Below are 15,378 nucleotides of genomic sequence, written 5' to 3'. Positions count from 1 at the left end.
GCGGCCCACGGTCGCCCGGCGCGCGTCCCCGCCGGTGCCACCCTGGTCCCGGCCCCGCCACCCGCGCCCCGCGGGCGACCCGACCCCCACCCAGGACGGTGACCCGATGACCGCCATGGTCTCCCTGCGCGACGTCTCGAAGGTGTTCGAGGGCTCATCCGGCCCCGTGCGCGCCGTCGACGGCGTCACGCTCGACATCGAGCGCGGCGACGTGTTCGGCGTGATCGGCTACTCCGGAGCCGGCAAGAGCACGCTCGTCCGCCTGATCAACGCGCTCGAGGCCCCGACGTCCGGCCAGGTGGTCGTGGACGGGACGGACCTCACCGGCCTCAACGAGCGTGGCCTGCGCCCCGCCCGCGCCGGGATCGGGTTCATCTTCCAGCAGTTCAACCTGCTGCAGTCGCGCACCGTCGCGGCGAACGTGGCGTACCCGCTGAAGGTCGCGCGGTGGCCGAAGGCGAAGCGGCAGGCCCGCGTCGCGGAGCTGCTGGAGTTCGTCGGCCTGTCCGACAAGGCCAAGCAGTACCCCGACCAGCTGTCCGGCGGCCAGAAGCAGCGCGTCGGCATCGCGCGGGCCCTGGCCACGTCGCCGCAGCTCCTGCTGGCGGACGAGGCGACGAGCGCGCTGGACCCCGAGACGACCAAGGACGTGCTGGACCTGCTGCGCCGGATCAACCGGGAGCTCGGCATCACGATCGTCGTCATCACGCACGAGATGTCCGTCGTGTCCTACCTGTGCAACAAGGTCGCGGTCATGGAGCACGGCAAGGTCGTCGAGTCCGGCGACGTCTACCGCGTGTTCGCCGAGCCCGAGCAGCCGATCACCCGCCGGTTCATCGGCGCCGCCCTGCACGACCGCCCGCGCCCGGACGTGGTCGCGCGGCTGCGGGAGCGGCACCCCGGGCGCATCGTCACCATCGCCGTGCGGGAGAGCAAGGCCACCGAGGGCGTCGTCATCACCGAGCGGCTCCGCACGTACGGCATCGACGGGCACGTGGTGTTCGGCGGCATCACGGAGGTCAACTCCCGCCCCCTCGGCTCGCTCACGTTCGCGCTGGTCGGGCCGGACGCCGCGATCGACGCGTTCGTCGCCGACCTGCGCGCGCACACCGAGGTGATCGAGCACGCGCCCGACGGCGACCATGCCGGTCCCGCGACGAAGGGAGCCACGGCGTGAACAGCAACGGCGTCAGCCTGTGGCCCGAGCTCTGGACCGCGCTCGGCGAGACCCTGCAGATGGCGATCGCCGCGCTGGCGATCGGCGGGCTCGCGGGCCTGCTGCTCGGCATCGCCCTCTACGTGACCCGCAAGGGGAACATCCTGGCCAACCGGCCGGTGTTCTTCGTGCTGAACGTGCTGGTCAACATCATCCGGCCCATCCCGTTCATCATCTTCATCACCGCCGCCCGTCCGCTGACCATCGCCCTGACCGGCGCGTCCTACGGCGTCGAGGCGGCGATCCCCGCGCTGGCGATCATGGCGACGTTCGCCACCTCGCGGATCGTCGAGCAGAACCTCGTGGGCCTCGACCCGGGCGTGGTCGAGGCCGCGCGGGCCATGGGCGCCGGGCCGCTGCGGATCATCGCGACGGTGATCGTGCCCGAGACGCTCGGCCCGCTCATCCTCGGCTTCACGTTCCTGTTCGTCGGCATCGTCGACATGACCGCGGTCGCGGGTGCGATCGGCGCCGGCGGTCTCGGAGACTTCGCGATCGTCTACGGCTACCAGCGGTTCAACGACGTGGTGACGTGGACGGCGGTCGCGGTGATCGTGGTCATGGTGCAGCTCGCCCAGTTCCTCGGGAACTTCCTGGCGCGCAAGGTCCTGCGCCGCTGACGCGCTCCGCGCGCCCGGCACCCGACGAGGTCGAGGGGTCCGTCCGCGGTCGAGGGGTTCGCCCCCCGCCCCGCGCGAACCCCTCGACCTCGCGGCGTCCCTAGAGCTTCTTGCCCGGGTTGAGGATGCCGCGGGGGTCGAAGACGCGCTTGATCTCCCGCTGGATCGACAGGACCGGCTCGCCGAGCTCGCCCGCGAGCGCCCCGCGCTTCTCCGTGCCGATGCCGTGCTCGCCCGTGACGGTCCCGCCCAGCTCGACCGCGAGGCCGAGGATGCGGCGGTGCGCCTCCGCGGCCGCGTCGACCTGGGCGGAGTCGGCCGGGTCGAACGCGATCACCGGGTGCAGGTTGCCGTCGCCGACGTGGCCGCCGGTGCCGATCGGCAGGCCGGTCTGCGCCGAGATGTCCGCGAGCCGCTCCAGCAGCTCGGGCAGCCGCGTGCGCGGGACGGCGACGTCCTCGTTGATGCTGCCGCCGCGCACCGCCCGCATGGCCTGGTTGAACGCGCGGCGGGCCCGCATGAGCACGTGCAGCCGCTCCGGGTCGTGCGCGACGTCGACGGTCAGCGCCCCGTGCGCGCGGGTGAGCTCCTCGTAGGCCGCGACGTCCTCGCGACCGCCGACCTCCTCGTCCGTGATGACCAGCAGCATCGCGCGCGCGCCGACGGGCAGGCCGGCCTCGGGGTCGTGGGCCGCCAGCGCGGCGAGCACCACGTCGTCCAGGAGCTCGAGCGTCGACGGCCGGTGCGGGCTCGCGATGATGGCGTTCGCCGCCTCGAGCGCGTCCGCGACGGAGCCGAACGTCGCGGACACGCCGCGGTCCGGGCCGGGTGCGGGGAGCAGCCCGAGCGTCGCCTCCGTGACGACGGCCAGCGTGCCCTCCGACCCGACGACGAGGCCGGTCAGGTCCAGCCCGGCGACGGCCTTCACGGTCGGCGGCGACGTCCGGACGACGGTGCCGTCCGCGAGCACCACCTCGAGCGCCCGCACGAAGTCGCGCGCGACCCCGTACTTCACGCAGCGCATGCCGCCGGCGTTGGTCGCGATGTTCCCGCCGATGGTGCTCTGCGCGTACGACGCCGGGTCCGGCGGGTAGAACAGCCCGCGCGCGGCGACGGCGTCGACCAGGTCTCGGGTGACCACCCCCGGCTGGACGACGGCGACCTGGTCCACCGGGTCGATGCGCCGGATCGCGGTCATCCGGGCGGTCGACAGCAGGATCGCGCCGGGCACGGCGTTGGCCCCGCCGGCCAGCCCGCTCAGGGCGCCCTGCGGGACGACCGGCACGCGGTGCGCGTGCGCCGCACGCAGGACGGCCGACACCTCGGCGGTGGTCGACGGCTCCACCAGCGCGAGCGGGCGGCCCGTCGGCGGCGTCGCGGAGCCGTCCTGCGCCCGGCCGGCCAGCACCGCCGGGTCCGTCACCACGGCGTCGCCGGGCAGGGCCGCGCGCAGGTCGGCGAGCACGGCGGCCAGGGCGTCGGCGGCCAGGGCGTCGGCGGCCGGGGCGCCGGAGCCCGGGGCGTCCGCCGCAGGCTCGTCCGGGGTGCCGGGGGCCGGGTCGACCGGCCGCGTCGTCGCGCTCACGGCAGCCGCACGTGGTCGGGGGTGAGGTCGGCGAGCGACCGGACGCCGAGCAGCCGCAGCGTGCGGGCGATCTCCGTGGTGAGGATCTGCCCGACGCGGTCGACGCCCCGCTCCCCGCCGGCCATCAGGCCGTACAGGTACGCGCGGCCGAGCATGACCGCCCGCGCGCCGAGCGCCACCGCGGCGACGATGTCGGCGCCGTTGCTGAAGCCCGTGTCGACGTACACCTCGGCCCGGTCGCCGACGGCCTCGACCGTCCCCGGCACGAGCGTCAGGGGGACCGGCGCGCGGTCCAGCTGCCGGCCGCCGTGGTTCGACAGCACGACCGCGTCGGCGCCCGCACCGACCACCCGCTCCGCGTCGGCGACCGTCTGCACGCCCTTGACCACGAGCGGCCCGTCCCAGTGCTCGCGCACCCACGCCAGGTCGGCGAGCTCCACGGTCGGGTCGAACATGTGCCCGGCGAGCTCCTCGATGGTGCCCTGCCAGGAGTCGAGCGTCGCGAACCGCAGCGGCTCGGTGGTGAGGAAGTTCAGCCACCAGCTGGGATGCAGCGCGCCGTCGAGCACCGTCCGCGCCGACAGGGCGGGCGGGATGCTGAACCCGTTCCGGTTGTCCCGCAGCCGCGCGCCGCCCACCGGGACGTCCACCGTGATGACCAGCGCCTGGTAGCCGGCCTCCCGGGCGCGGGACATCAGCTCGATCGACGCGCCGCGGTCCTTCCAGACGTACAGCCCGAACCAGTTCGTCCCGCCGGGCGCGGCCTCCGCCAGGCCCTCGATGGACGTCGTGCCCATCGTCGACAGGGTGTACGGCACGCCGGTGCGCGCCGCGGAGCGGGCCACCGCCGCCTCGCCCTCGTGCTGCATGAGCCGCGTGAACCCGGTCGGCGCGTAGACGAACGGGGCCGCGGCCTCGCGCCCGAGCAGGGTCGTCGTCATGTCGACCGTGCCGACGTCCCGCAGCACCGACGGCTGGAACTCCACGTCCCGCAGGACGCGGCGGGCGCGGCGCAGGGAGACCTCCGCCTCGGCCGCGCCGTCGACGTAGTCGAACACCGACCGCGGGGTCCGGGCCCGGGCGATCGTCCGCAGGTCCCGCACCGTGTACGCGCGGGACAGGCGCCGGGCCACCGGGTCCAGCTCGAGCGGACGCATCCGCAGCAGGGGCTTGAGCTCGGACCAGGTCTGCAGCCGCCGCTGCACGCGCGCCGTCACCGTGACGTCTCCTTCGTCGGGGTCGCGAGCCGGTCACGGCCCGCCCCGGCACCGTAGACCCGGGCCACGCGGGGCCGGCGGTGCGTCTCACCTCGTGCGCGCGGGTGTCAGCCCTCGCCCTTGCCGCCGTGCCCGGGGCCCTTCTCGTGGGCGCGCGGGTTGGCGTTGCCGGACGGGCCCTTGTGGGGCTCCGCGGCGTCGTCGGCCGCCTCCTGCGCGGCCTCGGCGGCGTCCTGCGCGGCCTCCTGCGCCGCCTCGGCCGCGGCCGGGTCGGTCGCGGGCAGCTCGGCGGGCGGCTGCTCGGTGACGACGACGGGGACCGCCGCGGGGTCGGTCGTCGCCGGGTCGGTCGCCGCGGGGTCGGTCGCGGTGGCCTCGTCCTCGACCGCGACCACGGGCGTCGTCCCCGCGTCCGGCGACACCGTCGGCGTCGGCGTCTCCGGCCCGGGATCCGCCTGGGTCCGGTCCCCGAGCGCCTGCGCCCCGAGCAGCACGGCCGTCACGCCGACGAGGGCGGCGGCCACACCGGCGCCGCGCACACCCCGGCGCCGCCCGGGGGTCGGCGCCGGGTGCCGGTGGAGCACCCGCCGGGTCGTCGGGGCGTCCGACGCCGCGGCGGAGGCGCCGTCACCGCCGACGCGCGGGACGGAGGCGGGCGGGACCGAGGCGGGAGGGATCGAGGCCGGCAGCACCGAGGCCGGCAGCACGACGTCGGGCACCAGGCCGTCGTCGCCCTGGGCGGCGAGAGCAGCGCCGACCAGCTCCTCGGCGCGCTCAGAGCCCGTCGGCACCGGCTCGGAGCCGGGGCGCGCGGCCACCACCGTGCCGAGCGGCACGGTCGCGGCGCCGACTCCCCCCGCCACCGGCCCGAGGCCGATCGCGCCGGGACGCAGCAGGCCGCGCAGCTCCTCCGCCGCCGCGGTCGCCGTGAGCCGGTCCAGCGGGTCGAGCGCCGTCATCGCGCCGATCAGCTCCGCCCACCGCGCCCCGAACCTCTCGGGCACGGGGACGGGCGAGTGCAGCCGCGCCACCGCGGAGGTGAGCGGGTCGCCGGGGAACGCGCGCTCGCCCGTCAGGCACTCGACCAGCACCAGGCCGAGCGCGTACACGTCGGACTCCGCGGTCAGGCGGCCGCCGGTGGCCTGCTCCGGGCTGAGGTAGGACGGCGTGCCGAGCAGCTCGCCGGTCATCGTCAGCGACTCGTCGGACGGCGCGCGGGCGATGCCGAAGTCGGTGAGCTTGGTCCACGGGGCGGTCCCGGCCGCCAGGTCCTCCCCGGGCAGCAGGATGTTGCCGGGCTTCACGTCCCGGTGCACAACGCCCTCGTCGTGGATGTACGCCAGCGCCTCGGCGACGTGCACCCCGAGGACGGCCACCTGCTCCACGGGCATCGGGCCCTCGGCGATCCGCGCGGCCAGGGAGGGCCCCCGGACCAGCTCCATCACGAGGAAGTCCTGCAGCTCGCCGTCGGGCAGCTCGGTGGTCCCGGCGTCGAGCATCATCACGAGGCCGGGGTGGCTGAGCCGGGCGAGCAGCCGCATCTCGGCGCGGTGCCGGGCGTCCGCGGCGTAGCCGGTCGCCGACGGGTGGAACACCTTCACGGCGACGTCGCGGTCGAGCACACCGTCCCGCGCGCGGTAGACCTCGGCCATGCCGCCCCGGCCGAGCAGCTCCGCCAGCACGTACCGCCCGCCGAGCGCGAGCCCGGGCGCCAGCGGCTGGCTCCGGGGGCGCGGCCCGCCGCCGGAGGGTGTGCCGAGCGCGGGCGCGGTCGCCACCTCGGGCTGCTCGCTCACGCTGAACCTCCTGGACGACGAGGTTCCAGGATCACCGGGGACGGCCCGATGCGCGCGCCGAGCGGCGCCGGGTCACCCGTACGGGTACCCGTCGGCGCGCCGGTCCCCGGCCCCGGGGCGGCGGCGCGCCGTGCCGCTCAGTCCGGCCTGACCTGCGTCTCCGCCAGGACCGACCGCAGCAGCGGCCGGCTCGTCTCCGTCGCGGCGAGCACGAGCGCGCAGCCGGCTGTGAGGCAGCCCACGAGCAGCAGGATCCCGCGCGGGTCCGTCACGCCGGCCAGCCCGAGCAGCGGCGCGAACATCAGCACCGCCACGGCCGCCGACCCGACGCCGACCAGCAGCATCGGCACGAGCACCTCGCGGCGCCGCACGGAGTCCAGCAGCTCGACCGGCGTGCCCGCGAGGACCTGCAGGGCGTACTCCCGGCGCCGGTCCAGCACCGACGCCGCCTGCGTGATGCCCGCCGACGCCGCGGCGACGAGGAACGTGATCGCCAGCGTCAGGAGCGCACCGCGCATGAGGTCGCCCGACATCGTCTGGGCCCGCGCCACGTCCGCCGCGCTCGCGTCGTGCGCCGCACCGCCCGACGCCAGCACCGGCACCACCGCGAGCGCGCCCGCGACGAACCCGGCGAGCCCGAGCCCGCCGACCACCCGCCACGTCGCCCGCGGGTCGTCCACGAGCCGCCGCGCGGCGAGCAGCTGCGCGGGCGTCCGGGCGCGCCGCACCCGCAGGCGCCCCACGAGGCCCAGCGTCCACGGCCCGATGAGGTTCAGCGCCCCGAAGCCGAGCGCGAGGGAGCCGATCCCGAACGTGACCGCGGCCGCGCCGAGCTGCCCGAGGACGAGCGTCACGACCATGAACAGCCCCATCGCGGCGAACGCCAGCACCGCGCGCACCGCCCGCATCGCCGGGGGCGTCTGCCGCCGGGCCACCCCGAGCGGCGACACGACCACCCGCCGCAGCGACACCACCCCGCTGACCACGGCGAGCACCGGCACCACGACGCACGCGGCGAGCAGCACGGGCCAGCCGACCCACAGCTCCGCGGCGGAGAACGTCGAGCCCTCGAACGGGATCCGCGTCCACACCGGCAGCAGCGCGACGTAGCCCACCATGCCGACGACCGCACCGAGCAGGCCCTGCCACGCCGTCTCGACCACCGTCAGCGCGACCACCTCGCGCGGCGTCACGCCGAGCAGCCGCAGCGTCGACAGCCGGGCGTCCCGGCGCGCCACGCCCAGCCGCGCGGCCGACCCACCCAGCGTCACCAGGGGCACCACCAGCAGCACCACCGCGGTCCACGCGAGGATCACGTAGAACTCGGCGTTCTCCCGCTGGTACGGCCCCACCGGGTGCGCGGCCCGGTCCATGAACCCGAGCAGCCCGCCGACGACCGACAGCGTCAGGGCCGTCATCACCGCGAACGCCGCCACCGCGAGGGCCGTCGTCAGCGCGCTGTCCCGGCCGCCGGCACGACGGAGCCGGGGCGCCAGGGCGAGGACGGCGCTCACCGGGCACCGCCGGCGGGGTGGCCGGGTGCGGGGGCCGCGCCCTGCCGGCGCACGTCCGCCACGACCCGGCCGTCGCGGACCTCGACCCGCCGGTCGCACCACGCCGCCACGTCGGCGTCGTGCGTCACCACGACCAGCGAGGCCCCGGCCAGGCGGGTCGTCTCGGTGAGGATCCGCATCACCTCGTGCCCGGTCGCCTGGTCGAGCGCGCCGGTCGGCTCGTCCGCGAACACCACCTCGGGCCCGGTGATCAGGGCCCGCGCGACGGCGACGCGCTGCGCCTGGCCGCCCGACAGCTCGCCGGGCCGGCGGCCCTCCATGCCCGCGAGGCCCAGCGAGGCCAGCCACCGGCCCGCCAGCTCGGTCGCCTCCTTGCGGGACGTGCCGTTCAGCATCGGGGCGAGGGCGACGTTCTCGATGGCCGGCAGCTCGGAGAGCAGCTGCCCGAACTGGAACACGAAGCCGTACTGCCGGCGCCGGACCAGCGACCGCTGCCGTTCGTCCAAGCCCTGCAGGGGGCGCCCCGACAGCGCGACCGTCCCGGTGTCGGGCACGAGGATCCCGGCGAGGCAGTGCAGCAGCGTCGACTTCCCCGAGCCGGACGGGCCCATCACCGCGACCGACTCCGCCGGCGCGACGTCCAGGTCCACCCCCGCGAGCGCCGTCGTCGCGCCGAACCGCTTGACCAGGCCGCGGGCCGACAGGCGCGCACCGGGGTCGGCGGGCGCGGGCGGCGCAGGGGCCGGGGGGCGCGGGCGTGGTCGGGGCGGGCGGTGCGCCCCAGGGCTGCGGCGGGGTCGGGTGGCTCATGCCTCCAGCCTCGCGGCCGAGGCGGCGCGGCCGCGTCGGCCCCCGGTCGCGTCCGCCGCCACCGGTTCCTGCGACCCCGGGGGGACCTCGCCCGGCGGGTCCACCCGCGGTGGGACGCCCCGTCATCCACGTCGGCGACGGCAGGCGCGCGGCCCCGGGCATGCAAGGACCCCCCGCACACCCGCCAGAGCTCACCTGCCCTTGCTGCCTTCCGGCCCTGGGGGGGTTCAGCGAGATGACGCCGCACGAGGGGTCTGCCGCCAAGCCTAACGCAGCCGCGCACCCTGCCTCTGCAGGGTGGTCAGGCGTCGTCGAGCCGCCGCAGGTACCGCTCGGGCGCGTCGAGGAACCCGCGCCAGGACACGACGAGGTCCGTCTCGTCCCACGGCGTCTCCCGCAGCCCCCACGGCCCGACCTCGAGCACCCGCGCGCCCGGCAGCGACGCGAGCAGCGGCGAGTGCGTCGACAGCACCACCTGCGCGCCCGCCGCGACGAGCTGCTTCAGATGCGCGAGCAGCGCGAGCGACCCGGTGAACGACAGCGCCGACTCCGGCTCGTCCAGCACGAACAGCCCCCGGCCGCGCATCCGCGACGTGATGAGGCTGAGGAACGACTCCCCGTGCGACATCTCGTGGAACAGGGGGTCGCCGCCGCCCGGGTTCGCCTCCAGGTACGTGTAGAACCCGTGCATCGTCTCGGCGCGCAGGAAGAACCCCCGCTTCGACGCGCCCGCGCCGCGCTCCAGCTGCAGGTGCCGCCAGAGCGTCGACTCCGACTCCCGGGTCGTGTTCCGCGCGCCGGTCGACCCGCCCTCGGCCCCCATGCCGAACGCGACCGCCAGCCCCTCGACCAGCGTGGACTTGCCCGCGCCGTTCTCCCCGACGAGCACCGTCGCGGCCCCGAGGTCCCACCCGTCCCGCAGCACCTGCGCCACGGCCGGGACGGTCCGGACCCAGGCGTCGTCGGGCACAGGCTCGCGGTCGTGGGTGCGCACGCGGCGCACGGGCAGCGTCGAGAACGTCACCGGGACACCCCACCACACGGGGCTGACAGTGGCCGACAGGCCCGGTTACCGAGCAGCCCCCGGGCTCGGGTACCCTCTACGGGCCGGGAGGATTCGCCTAGTGGCCTATGGCGCACGCTTGGAAAGCGTGTTGGGTTAACGCCCTCGGGGGTTCGAATCCCCCATCCTCCGCCGGTACGAGGGGCCCGTCACCGCGTTCGCGCCGGTGCCGGGCCCTTCGTCGTTCCGGCGCGACGCCGCCGGGCGGCGGGTGGCGTCACTCCACCTCGTCGCCCCCGGCGTCCTCCGTCCCCTCGTACAGCCCGATCTCGTTGCCCTCGGTGTCCAGGAACGACGCCCACCAGCTCGTCGGGCTGATCTCCGTCTTCGGCACCACGGGCCGGCCGCCGAGCTCCGTGACCTGCCGCAGCACGTCGTCGATGGAGTCCACCTCGACGTAGCTGCGCGGCTGCTGGAAGCTCTCGTCCCGCGGCGCGAGGCCGCCGCCGCTGAACTGGTTCGGAGCCCGCCACATCGGGTAGCCCTCGAACCCGGGCATCTCCTCGATCTGCCAGCCGAACACGCCGCCGTAGAACTCCTTGGCGCGGTCCATGTCGTCGACCGGGATGTCGATGTGCGTGATGTCGCCGTGCGCCATGGCTGCTCCTCAGGTCACCGGGCTGTCGCCGGACTCGGTCATGCCCTCGTAGATGCCGATCTCGTTGCCGTCGGGGTCGACGAACGCCGCGGACCAGCTGGTCGGGCTGATCTCCGTCTTCGGTGCCGTCACCCGGCCGCCGTGCTCCGTGACCCGGCGCAGGACGTCGTCGATCGAGTCGACCTCGACGTACGCGCGGGGCGCCGTCTGCGCGTCGCTGCGCTGCACGAGCCCGCCGCCGCTGACCTGGTTCGGGGCGCGCCACATGGGGTAGCCCTCGAACCCGGGGAACTCCTGGATCCCCCAGCCGAACAGCCCGTTGTAGAACGCCGTCGCGCGGTCCGTGTCGTCGACCGGGATCTCGACGTGCGTGATGTCGCCGTGCGCCATGGCCTGCTCCGTCCGACCGGCGGCCCCGCGCCGCTGCGGGGTCGGCTCCCGCCAGCGTAGGCGCGCGGTGCGGCCGGCGAACAGACCCTGCGCGGGGCCCGTCAGGTCAGCGCTTCGGGCGCGCGGCCGTGACGGTCCGGAGCTTGCGCGCCGCGACGGCCAGCTGCACGTCGCGGTACTGGGCCGCGCGGTGCATCTGCCCGCGCAGGTCGCTGCCCGACGGGCGGTGGCGCAGGTCGCAGGGCACCTCGACGGCGACGAACCCCTTGCGCAGCAGGTCGATGGTCATGCCGGTCTCGACGCCCCAACCGCGGGCCAGCGGCGTGGCCGCCTCGAACGCCTCGCGGGTGAGGCACCGCATCCCGGACAGCGGCTGCGTGGGCGTCCAGCCGGTCATCGACTGGATGGCCCGGCGGGCGGCGCCGACGACGATCCCACGGCCGCCCGCGCCGGGCTGCGGCGGCAGCAGGGCGATCGCGACGTCGGCGGTCCCCTCGAGCACCGGCGGGACCAGGGGGGCGGTGTTCACGGCCGTGTCGCCCAGGTCGCCGTCGATGAACAGCAGCAGCCGCGGCAGCCGGTCCGGGGCGTCCCGCATGGCGACCACGGCCGCACCGGTCTCCATCGCGGCGGCCTTGCCGCGGTTGTGGGAGTGCCGGACGACGACGGCGCCGGCCTCGCGGGCGACGTGCTGGGTGTTGTCCTCGGAGCCGTCGTCGACCACGAGCACCAGGTCGACGTGCGGGATGGCGCGCGCGGAGCGGACGGTGGCGGCGATCCGCCGGGACTCGTCCTTCGCGGGGATGACGACGGCGACGCGCTGCCGGGACCGTCCGGTGCGGGCCGTGGTCGTGGCCGTCTCCAGCGGGGCCGGCTGCTGCGGCTGGTGCCGGCGGGGCTTGCGCGGGGCGGCGGGGGCCGGCTCGGCGGGGGCCTCGGTGGCGGGCGCCGCCGCGTCGGGCACGTCGGGCGCCTCGGCCACCGTGTCGTGGGCAGAGCGGTCGGTGACCGATCGCTCCTCGGTCCTGTCCTCCGCCTCGCCCGTCACCCGGCACAGCCTACTGATGGGCGGCGGGCGTCGCGCCCTCCGGCGGTGGGACACGCGGAGGCTGCACACGACGGTCACACGGGCGGCGCGGCGCCCCCACCAGCGGGTCCGCGGAGCCTCCGTACGGCGGGTGGTGCGCAGGGCCCTGCCGCCGACCGTGCCGCCGGGACGCAGCAGGGGGTCCGAGAGCGCACCCCGGGACCCCCTGCTGCGACCGGGGTCAGCGGAGCGTGACCTGCCGGGCGACGATGCCGGCACGGGCGCGGCGCGCGTTCGCGTCGAGCGGCTCGGTGTCCGCGAGCGCGGCCTCGAACGTCGGGACGAACGCGGCGACGGCGTCCTCGATGTCCTCGGCCTCGCTGCCGCGCGCCAGCTCCCACACGGGCACGACCAGGCCGTTCGAGCGGAAGTAGCCGATGAACTTCGCGCCGTCGAAGCCGGACTCGCGGCGGCCGTGCAGGCGCGCGAGGCCGTCGATGACCTGCTGCTCGTCGTGCGGCTGCGCCCAGCGCAGGTACTCGCGCGCGCCCATCCGCACCCAGTACGCGGCCTCGGCGGCGGCGAGCTTCTTGGTGTCGACGACCCCCGCGTCGGCCTCCTCGACGGCGGCCTTGAGCTCCGGGGTCATCTCGGTGTCGGCGGCGATCCAGTAGGCGAAGCTGTCCTGGACCGTGACCTCGAAGGGCACCGACAGGTCGAGCACGTCCTGCAGGCGCGGGCCGGGGCCGGGCAGGCCGGACTGCTGCACGGCGGTGCCGGGCTCGGAGTCCAGGGCCTCGAGGAGCGCGGCGGCGAGGTCGCGGCTCGCGTCGCCGGAGCTGCCGACCACCTGCAGGGCGAGCAGCAGCACGCCGTCGGCGCGGTTCAGGGCCGCCCAGCCCTCGGGCAGCACGGTCGTGACGGTGATGTCGCGGGCGCCGTGCTCCTTCGTGGTGCGGGCGGTCGCGGTCGCGGCGGGCACCAGCTCGCGCAGGGCGACCCAGTCGGGCTCACCGGGGAGGCCCTCGAAGGGGCGCAGCACGAAGTCGACGGAAGAAGGCATGTCGGCCAGCCTACCGATCCCCGCCGCGGGCGGCCGCGCCGCGCCAGGCGTCGTCCACAGACCCCGCCGTGGACGCCGCTTCGGTGGCAGGATCGTCGGCATGGACCCGCGCGCCGGAACCCCCGCCCAGCCCTCCGACCTGGTCGACGTCGAGGCGATGCTCGCCGCCTACGTCGACCGCCGCCCCGACCTCGACGACCCCGCGCAGCGCGTGGTGTTCGGCACCAGCGGCCACCGCGGCTCGAGCCTCGACGGCGCCTTCAACGAGGCGCACATCGTCGCGATCACCGCTGCCATCGTGGAGTACCGCCGGGCGCAGGGCACCGACGGCCCCCTGTTCATCGGGCGGGACACCCACGGGCTGTCGCTGCCGGCGTGGCAGACCGCACTGGAGGTGCTGGCCGCCGCCGGCGTCGAGGTGCGCGTGGACGCCCGCGACTCCTGGACCCCGACGCCCGCGGTCTCGCACGCGATCCTGCTGCACAACGGTGCCGCGACGTCCGAGGGCGTGCGCGCGTCCGGGCCCGGCCTCGCCGACGGCATCGTCGTGACGCCGTCCCACAACCCGCCCCGCGACGGCGGCTTCAAGTACAACCCGCCGCACGGCGGCCCCGCCGGGTCGGAGGCGACCTCGTGGATCGCGAACCGCGCGAACGAGCTGCTGAAGGACGGCGTCGACCGGGTCCCGCGCGTGAGCGTGGACGCCGCGCTGGCCGCCGACACGACCCGCAAGCACGACTTCCTCGGCGCCTACGTCGACGACCTGGCGCACGTGCTGGACCTCGACGCGATCCGCTCGGCGGGCGTCCGGATCGGCGCCGACCCGCTGGGCGGCGCCTCGGTCGAGTACTGGGGCGCCATCGCCGAGCGGTACGCGCTGGACCTGACGGTCGTGAACCCGCGCGTCGACCCGCAGTGGTCGTTCATGACGCTCGACTGGGACGGCAAGATCCGGATGGACTGCTCCTCGCCGTCGGCCATGGCCTCGCTGGTGAACGCGATGGGCGGCGACGCGCCGTTCGACATCGCCACCGGCAACGACGCGGACTCCGACCGGCACGGCATCGTCACGCCGGACGCCGGCCTGATGAACCCGAACCACTACCTCGCCGTCGCGATCCAGTACCTGTACTCCGGGGCGCGGCCGGGCTGGCCGGCGGACGCCGCGATCGGCAAGACCCTCGTGTCGTCCTCGCTCATCGACCGGGTCGCGGGCCGCCTCGGCCGGCGCCTGCTGGAGGTGCCGGTCGGCTTCAAGTGGTTCGTGCCCGGCCTGCTCGACGGCTCCGTCGGCTTCGGCGGCGAGGAGTCGGCGGGCGCGTCGTTCCTGCGCACCGACGGCAGCGTCTGGACCACGGACAAGGACGGGATCATCCTGGCGCTGCTCGCCTCCGAGATCCTCGCCACCACCGGCAAGTCGCCCTCGCAGCATCACGCCGACCTGGTCTCGGAGTTCGGCGAGTCCTGGTACGCCCGGGTCGACGCCCCCGCGACGCTGGAGCAGAAGGCCACCCTCGGCAAGCTCTCCCCCGAGCAGGTCACCGCGACGACGCTCGCGGGCGAGGACATCACCGCCAAGCTGACGTCCGCGCCCGGGAACGACGCGGCGATCGGCGGACTGAAGGTCACCACCGAGAACGCCTGGTTCGCCGCGCGGCCGTCCGGCACGGAGAACGTCTACAAGATCTACGCGGAGTCGTTCGTCAGCGCCGAGCACCTGACGCAGGTGCAGGACGCGGCGAAGGAGGTCGTCTCCGACGCCCTCGGCTGAGCGCGAGGACCAGGGCCAGCGGCGCGAGCGACTCGGCGCCGGCGACCAGCCGCTCGGTGAGACCGACGCGGTCGCCGGCGCCCGTCAGCTCGACGACGAACCACGCCAGCAGCCCGAGCAGGACGGCGCACGCGGTCCCGGCGACCACGGGGCGCAGAGCCGCCGGTCCGTCGCGCCGAGCCGTGGCCGCGGGCCACAGGGCCAGCGCGCCGAACGCGATGCCCGCGGCCACGGCGTGCGCGGCCGGGAGGCGGTCGGCCGGCAGCAGCCCGACGGCCGCCGTCCCCGCACCGCCGACCGCGAGCAGGACCCGGCCGGGCACCGGCACGCCCGGGAGCCCCGACGCCGTCGCCACGTGCGCCGCACCGGTCACGAGCAGCCCGGAGGTCATCACGCCCGGGTGGTCCACGGCCCGGGTCGCGAGCTCGCTGATCGTCGCGCGCACCGGGTCGAACCCGCCCTGCGCGGCGGCCGCCGCGGTCCAGCCCCCGATCATCGCCACGGGTGCGACCGACGCGGAGAGCAGCGCCCAGCCCCGCGGGCGCACGACGGGCCGGGTCGGTGGCACGTCGCTGGGCGGGGGCACCGCCGCACCGTAGCCCCGCGGCGGTGCGCCCGCCCGGGCGGGCGGGGTGGCTCGGCGGGCGGGGTGGCTCGGCGGGCGGGGGGCCCGGCGGGGGCGCCTCGCGCCCCCCGCCCCCGCCGGGG

Annotated in this window: 14 protein-coding genes, 1 tRNA gene and 1 other RNA gene; 4 read left to right on the top strand and 12 right to left on the bottom strand. The window is 76.0% G+C overall.

Annotated elements, in window-relative coordinates; all coding sequences use genetic code 11:
• The first annotated feature begins 106 nt into the window (after positions 1 to 106).
• Complete coding sequence (locus QNH85_RS14400; protein WP_282947492.1) at positions 107 to 1,177, top strand: methionine ABC transporter ATP-binding protein; 1,071 nt, start codon at positions 107 to 109, stop codon at positions 1,175 to 1,177.
• Positions 1,178 to 1,236: 59 nt separating this feature from the next.
• Positions 1,237 to 1,836, top strand: coding sequence for a methionine ABC transporter permease (locus QNH85_RS14395; RefSeq protein WP_428830419.1), 600 nt, complete (start codon positions 1,237 to 1,239; stop codon positions 1,834 to 1,836).
• 100 nt (positions 1,837 to 1,936) lie between these two features.
• Here QNH85_RS14395 and QNH85_RS14390 read toward each other — a convergent pair whose 3' ends face one another.
• The 7 genes from QNH85_RS14390 to QNH85_RS14360 all read right to left on the bottom strand — a co-directional run bounded on the left by QNH85_RS14390 (position 1,937) and on the right by QNH85_RS14360 (position 9,782).
• Positions 1,937 to 3,421, bottom strand: a complete 1,485-nt coding sequence (locus QNH85_RS14390; RefSeq protein WP_282947489.1) for an FAD-binding oxidoreductase — start codon at positions 3,419 to 3,421, stop codon at positions 1,937 to 1,939.
• Positions 3,418 to 4,638, bottom strand: a complete 1,221-nt coding sequence (locus tag QNH85_RS14385) for an alpha-hydroxy acid oxidase (RefSeq protein ID WP_282947488.1) — start codon at positions 4,636 to 4,638, stop codon at positions 3,418 to 3,420. The genes QNH85_RS14390 and QNH85_RS14385 overlap by 4 nt, the downstream gene beginning before the upstream one ends.
• Before the next feature lie 107 nt (positions 4,639 to 4,745).
• Entirely contained in the window at positions 4,746 to 6,434 is a 1,689-nt protein-coding gene (locus QNH85_RS14380) for a serine/threonine-protein kinase (RefSeq protein WP_282947487.1), read from the bottom strand.
• A 137-nt stretch (positions 6,435 to 6,571) separates the two neighbouring features.
• Entirely contained in the window at positions 6,572 to 7,948 is a 1,377-nt protein-coding gene (locus QNH85_RS14375; RefSeq protein WP_282947486.1) for an FtsX-like permease family protein, read from the bottom strand.
• A complete protein-coding gene (locus QNH85_RS14370) occupies positions 7,945 to 8,598 on the bottom strand; it encodes an ABC transporter ATP-binding protein (protein WP_428830415.1) in 654 nt (217 codons plus the stop codon). The genes QNH85_RS14375 and QNH85_RS14370 overlap by 4 nt, the downstream gene beginning before the upstream one ends.
• Positions 8,599 to 8,919: 321 nt before the next feature.
• An RNA gene (gene ffs, locus QNH85_RS14365) (signal recognition particle sRNA small type) lies at positions 8,920 to 9,016 on the bottom strand.
• Positions 9,017 to 9,059: 43 nt separating this feature from the next.
• Entirely contained in the window at positions 9,060 to 9,782 is a 723-nt protein-coding gene (locus QNH85_RS14360; RefSeq protein WP_428830414.1) for an AAA family ATPase, read from the bottom strand.
• Between the two features lie 86 nt (positions 9,783 to 9,868).
• Between QNH85_RS14360 and QNH85_RS14355 the strand changes: the two genes are divergently transcribed.
• Positions 9,869 to 9,953: transfer RNA gene (locus QNH85_RS14355), tRNA-Ser, on the top strand.
• 85 nt (positions 9,954 to 10,038) lie between these two features.
• Here QNH85_RS14355 and QNH85_RS14350 read toward each other — a convergent pair.
• The 4 genes from QNH85_RS14350 to QNH85_RS14335 form a co-directional block, all read right to left on the bottom strand.
• Complete coding sequence (locus QNH85_RS14350) at positions 10,039 to 10,419, bottom strand: VOC family protein (protein ID WP_282947485.1); 381 nt, start codon at positions 10,417 to 10,419, stop codon at positions 10,039 to 10,041.
• A gap of 9 nt (positions 10,420 to 10,428) precedes the next feature.
• Positions 10,429 to 10,809 carry a VOC family protein gene (locus tag QNH85_RS14345; RefSeq protein ID WP_282947484.1) on the bottom strand — a complete coding sequence of 127 codons (381 nt, stop codon included), beginning with the start codon at positions 10,807 to 10,809 and terminating at the stop codon, positions 10,429 to 10,431.
• Between the two features lie 106 nt (positions 10,810 to 10,915).
• Positions 10,916 to 11,674: a glycosyltransferase family 2 protein gene (locus QNH85_RS14340; protein WP_282947613.1), complete on the bottom strand. Its 759-nt coding sequence runs from the start codon at positions 11,672 to 11,674 to the stop codon at positions 10,916 to 10,918.
• A gap of 403 nt (positions 11,675 to 12,077) precedes the next feature.
• Entirely contained in the window at positions 12,078 to 12,899 is an 822-nt protein-coding gene (locus QNH85_RS14335) for a DUF5926 family protein (protein ID WP_282947482.1), read from the bottom strand.
• A gap of 100 nt (positions 12,900 to 12,999) precedes the next feature.
• On the opposite strand from QNH85_RS14335, the gene pgm reads away from it, so the two are divergent.
• Complete coding sequence (gene pgm, locus QNH85_RS14330) at positions 13,000 to 14,670, top strand: phosphoglucomutase (alpha-D-glucose-1,6-bisphosphate-dependent) (protein ID WP_282947480.1); 1,671 nt, start codon at positions 13,000 to 13,002, stop codon at positions 14,668 to 14,670.
• On the opposite strand, the gene QNH85_RS14325 is transcribed toward pgm, so the two are convergent.
• On the bottom strand, positions 14,603 to 15,256 hold the full coding sequence (locus QNH85_RS14325; RefSeq protein ID WP_282947478.1) for a DUF998 domain-containing protein: 654 nt from the start codon (positions 15,254 to 15,256) through the stop codon (positions 14,603 to 14,605). The genes pgm and QNH85_RS14325 overlap by 68 nt on opposite strands.
• Positions 15,257 to 15,378: the final 122 nt, after the last annotated feature.

It is taken from the genome of Cellulomonas endometrii (assembly GCF_949769265.1).
Taxonomy (GTDB): domain Bacteria; phylum Actinomycetota; class Actinomycetes; order Actinomycetales; family Cellulomonadaceae; genus Cellulomonas; species Cellulomonas endometrii.
Note: the sequence above shows the minus strand (reverse complement) of the source record. Positions and strands in the feature narration are given on the sequence as shown.

Excerpts from the sequence above, each read along its gene's own strand:
- QNH85_RS14395 (WP_428830419.1), top strand. The coding sequence starts at position 1,237 with ATGGCGATCGCCGCGCTGGCGATCGGCGGGCTCGCGGGCCTGCTGCTC.
- QNH85_RS14335 (WP_282947482.1), bottom strand. The coding sequence starts at position 12,899 with ATGCCTTCTTCCGTCGACTTCGTGCTGCGCCCCTTCGAGGGCCTCCCC.
- pgm (WP_282947480.1), top strand. The coding sequence starts at position 13,000 with ATGGACCCGCGCGCCGGAACCCCCGCCCAGCCCTCCGACCTGGTCGAC.
- QNH85_RS14350 (WP_282947485.1), bottom strand. The coding sequence starts at position 10,419 with ATGGCGCACGGCGACATCACGCACATCGACATCCCGGTCGACGACATG.
- QNH85_RS14345 (WP_282947484.1), bottom strand. The coding sequence starts at position 10,809 with ATGGCGCACGGCGACATCACGCACGTCGAGATCCCGGTCGACGACACG.
- QNH85_RS14400 (WP_282947492.1), top strand. The coding sequence starts at position 107 with ATGACCGCCATGGTCTCCCTGCGCGACGTCTCGAAGGTGTTCGAGGGC.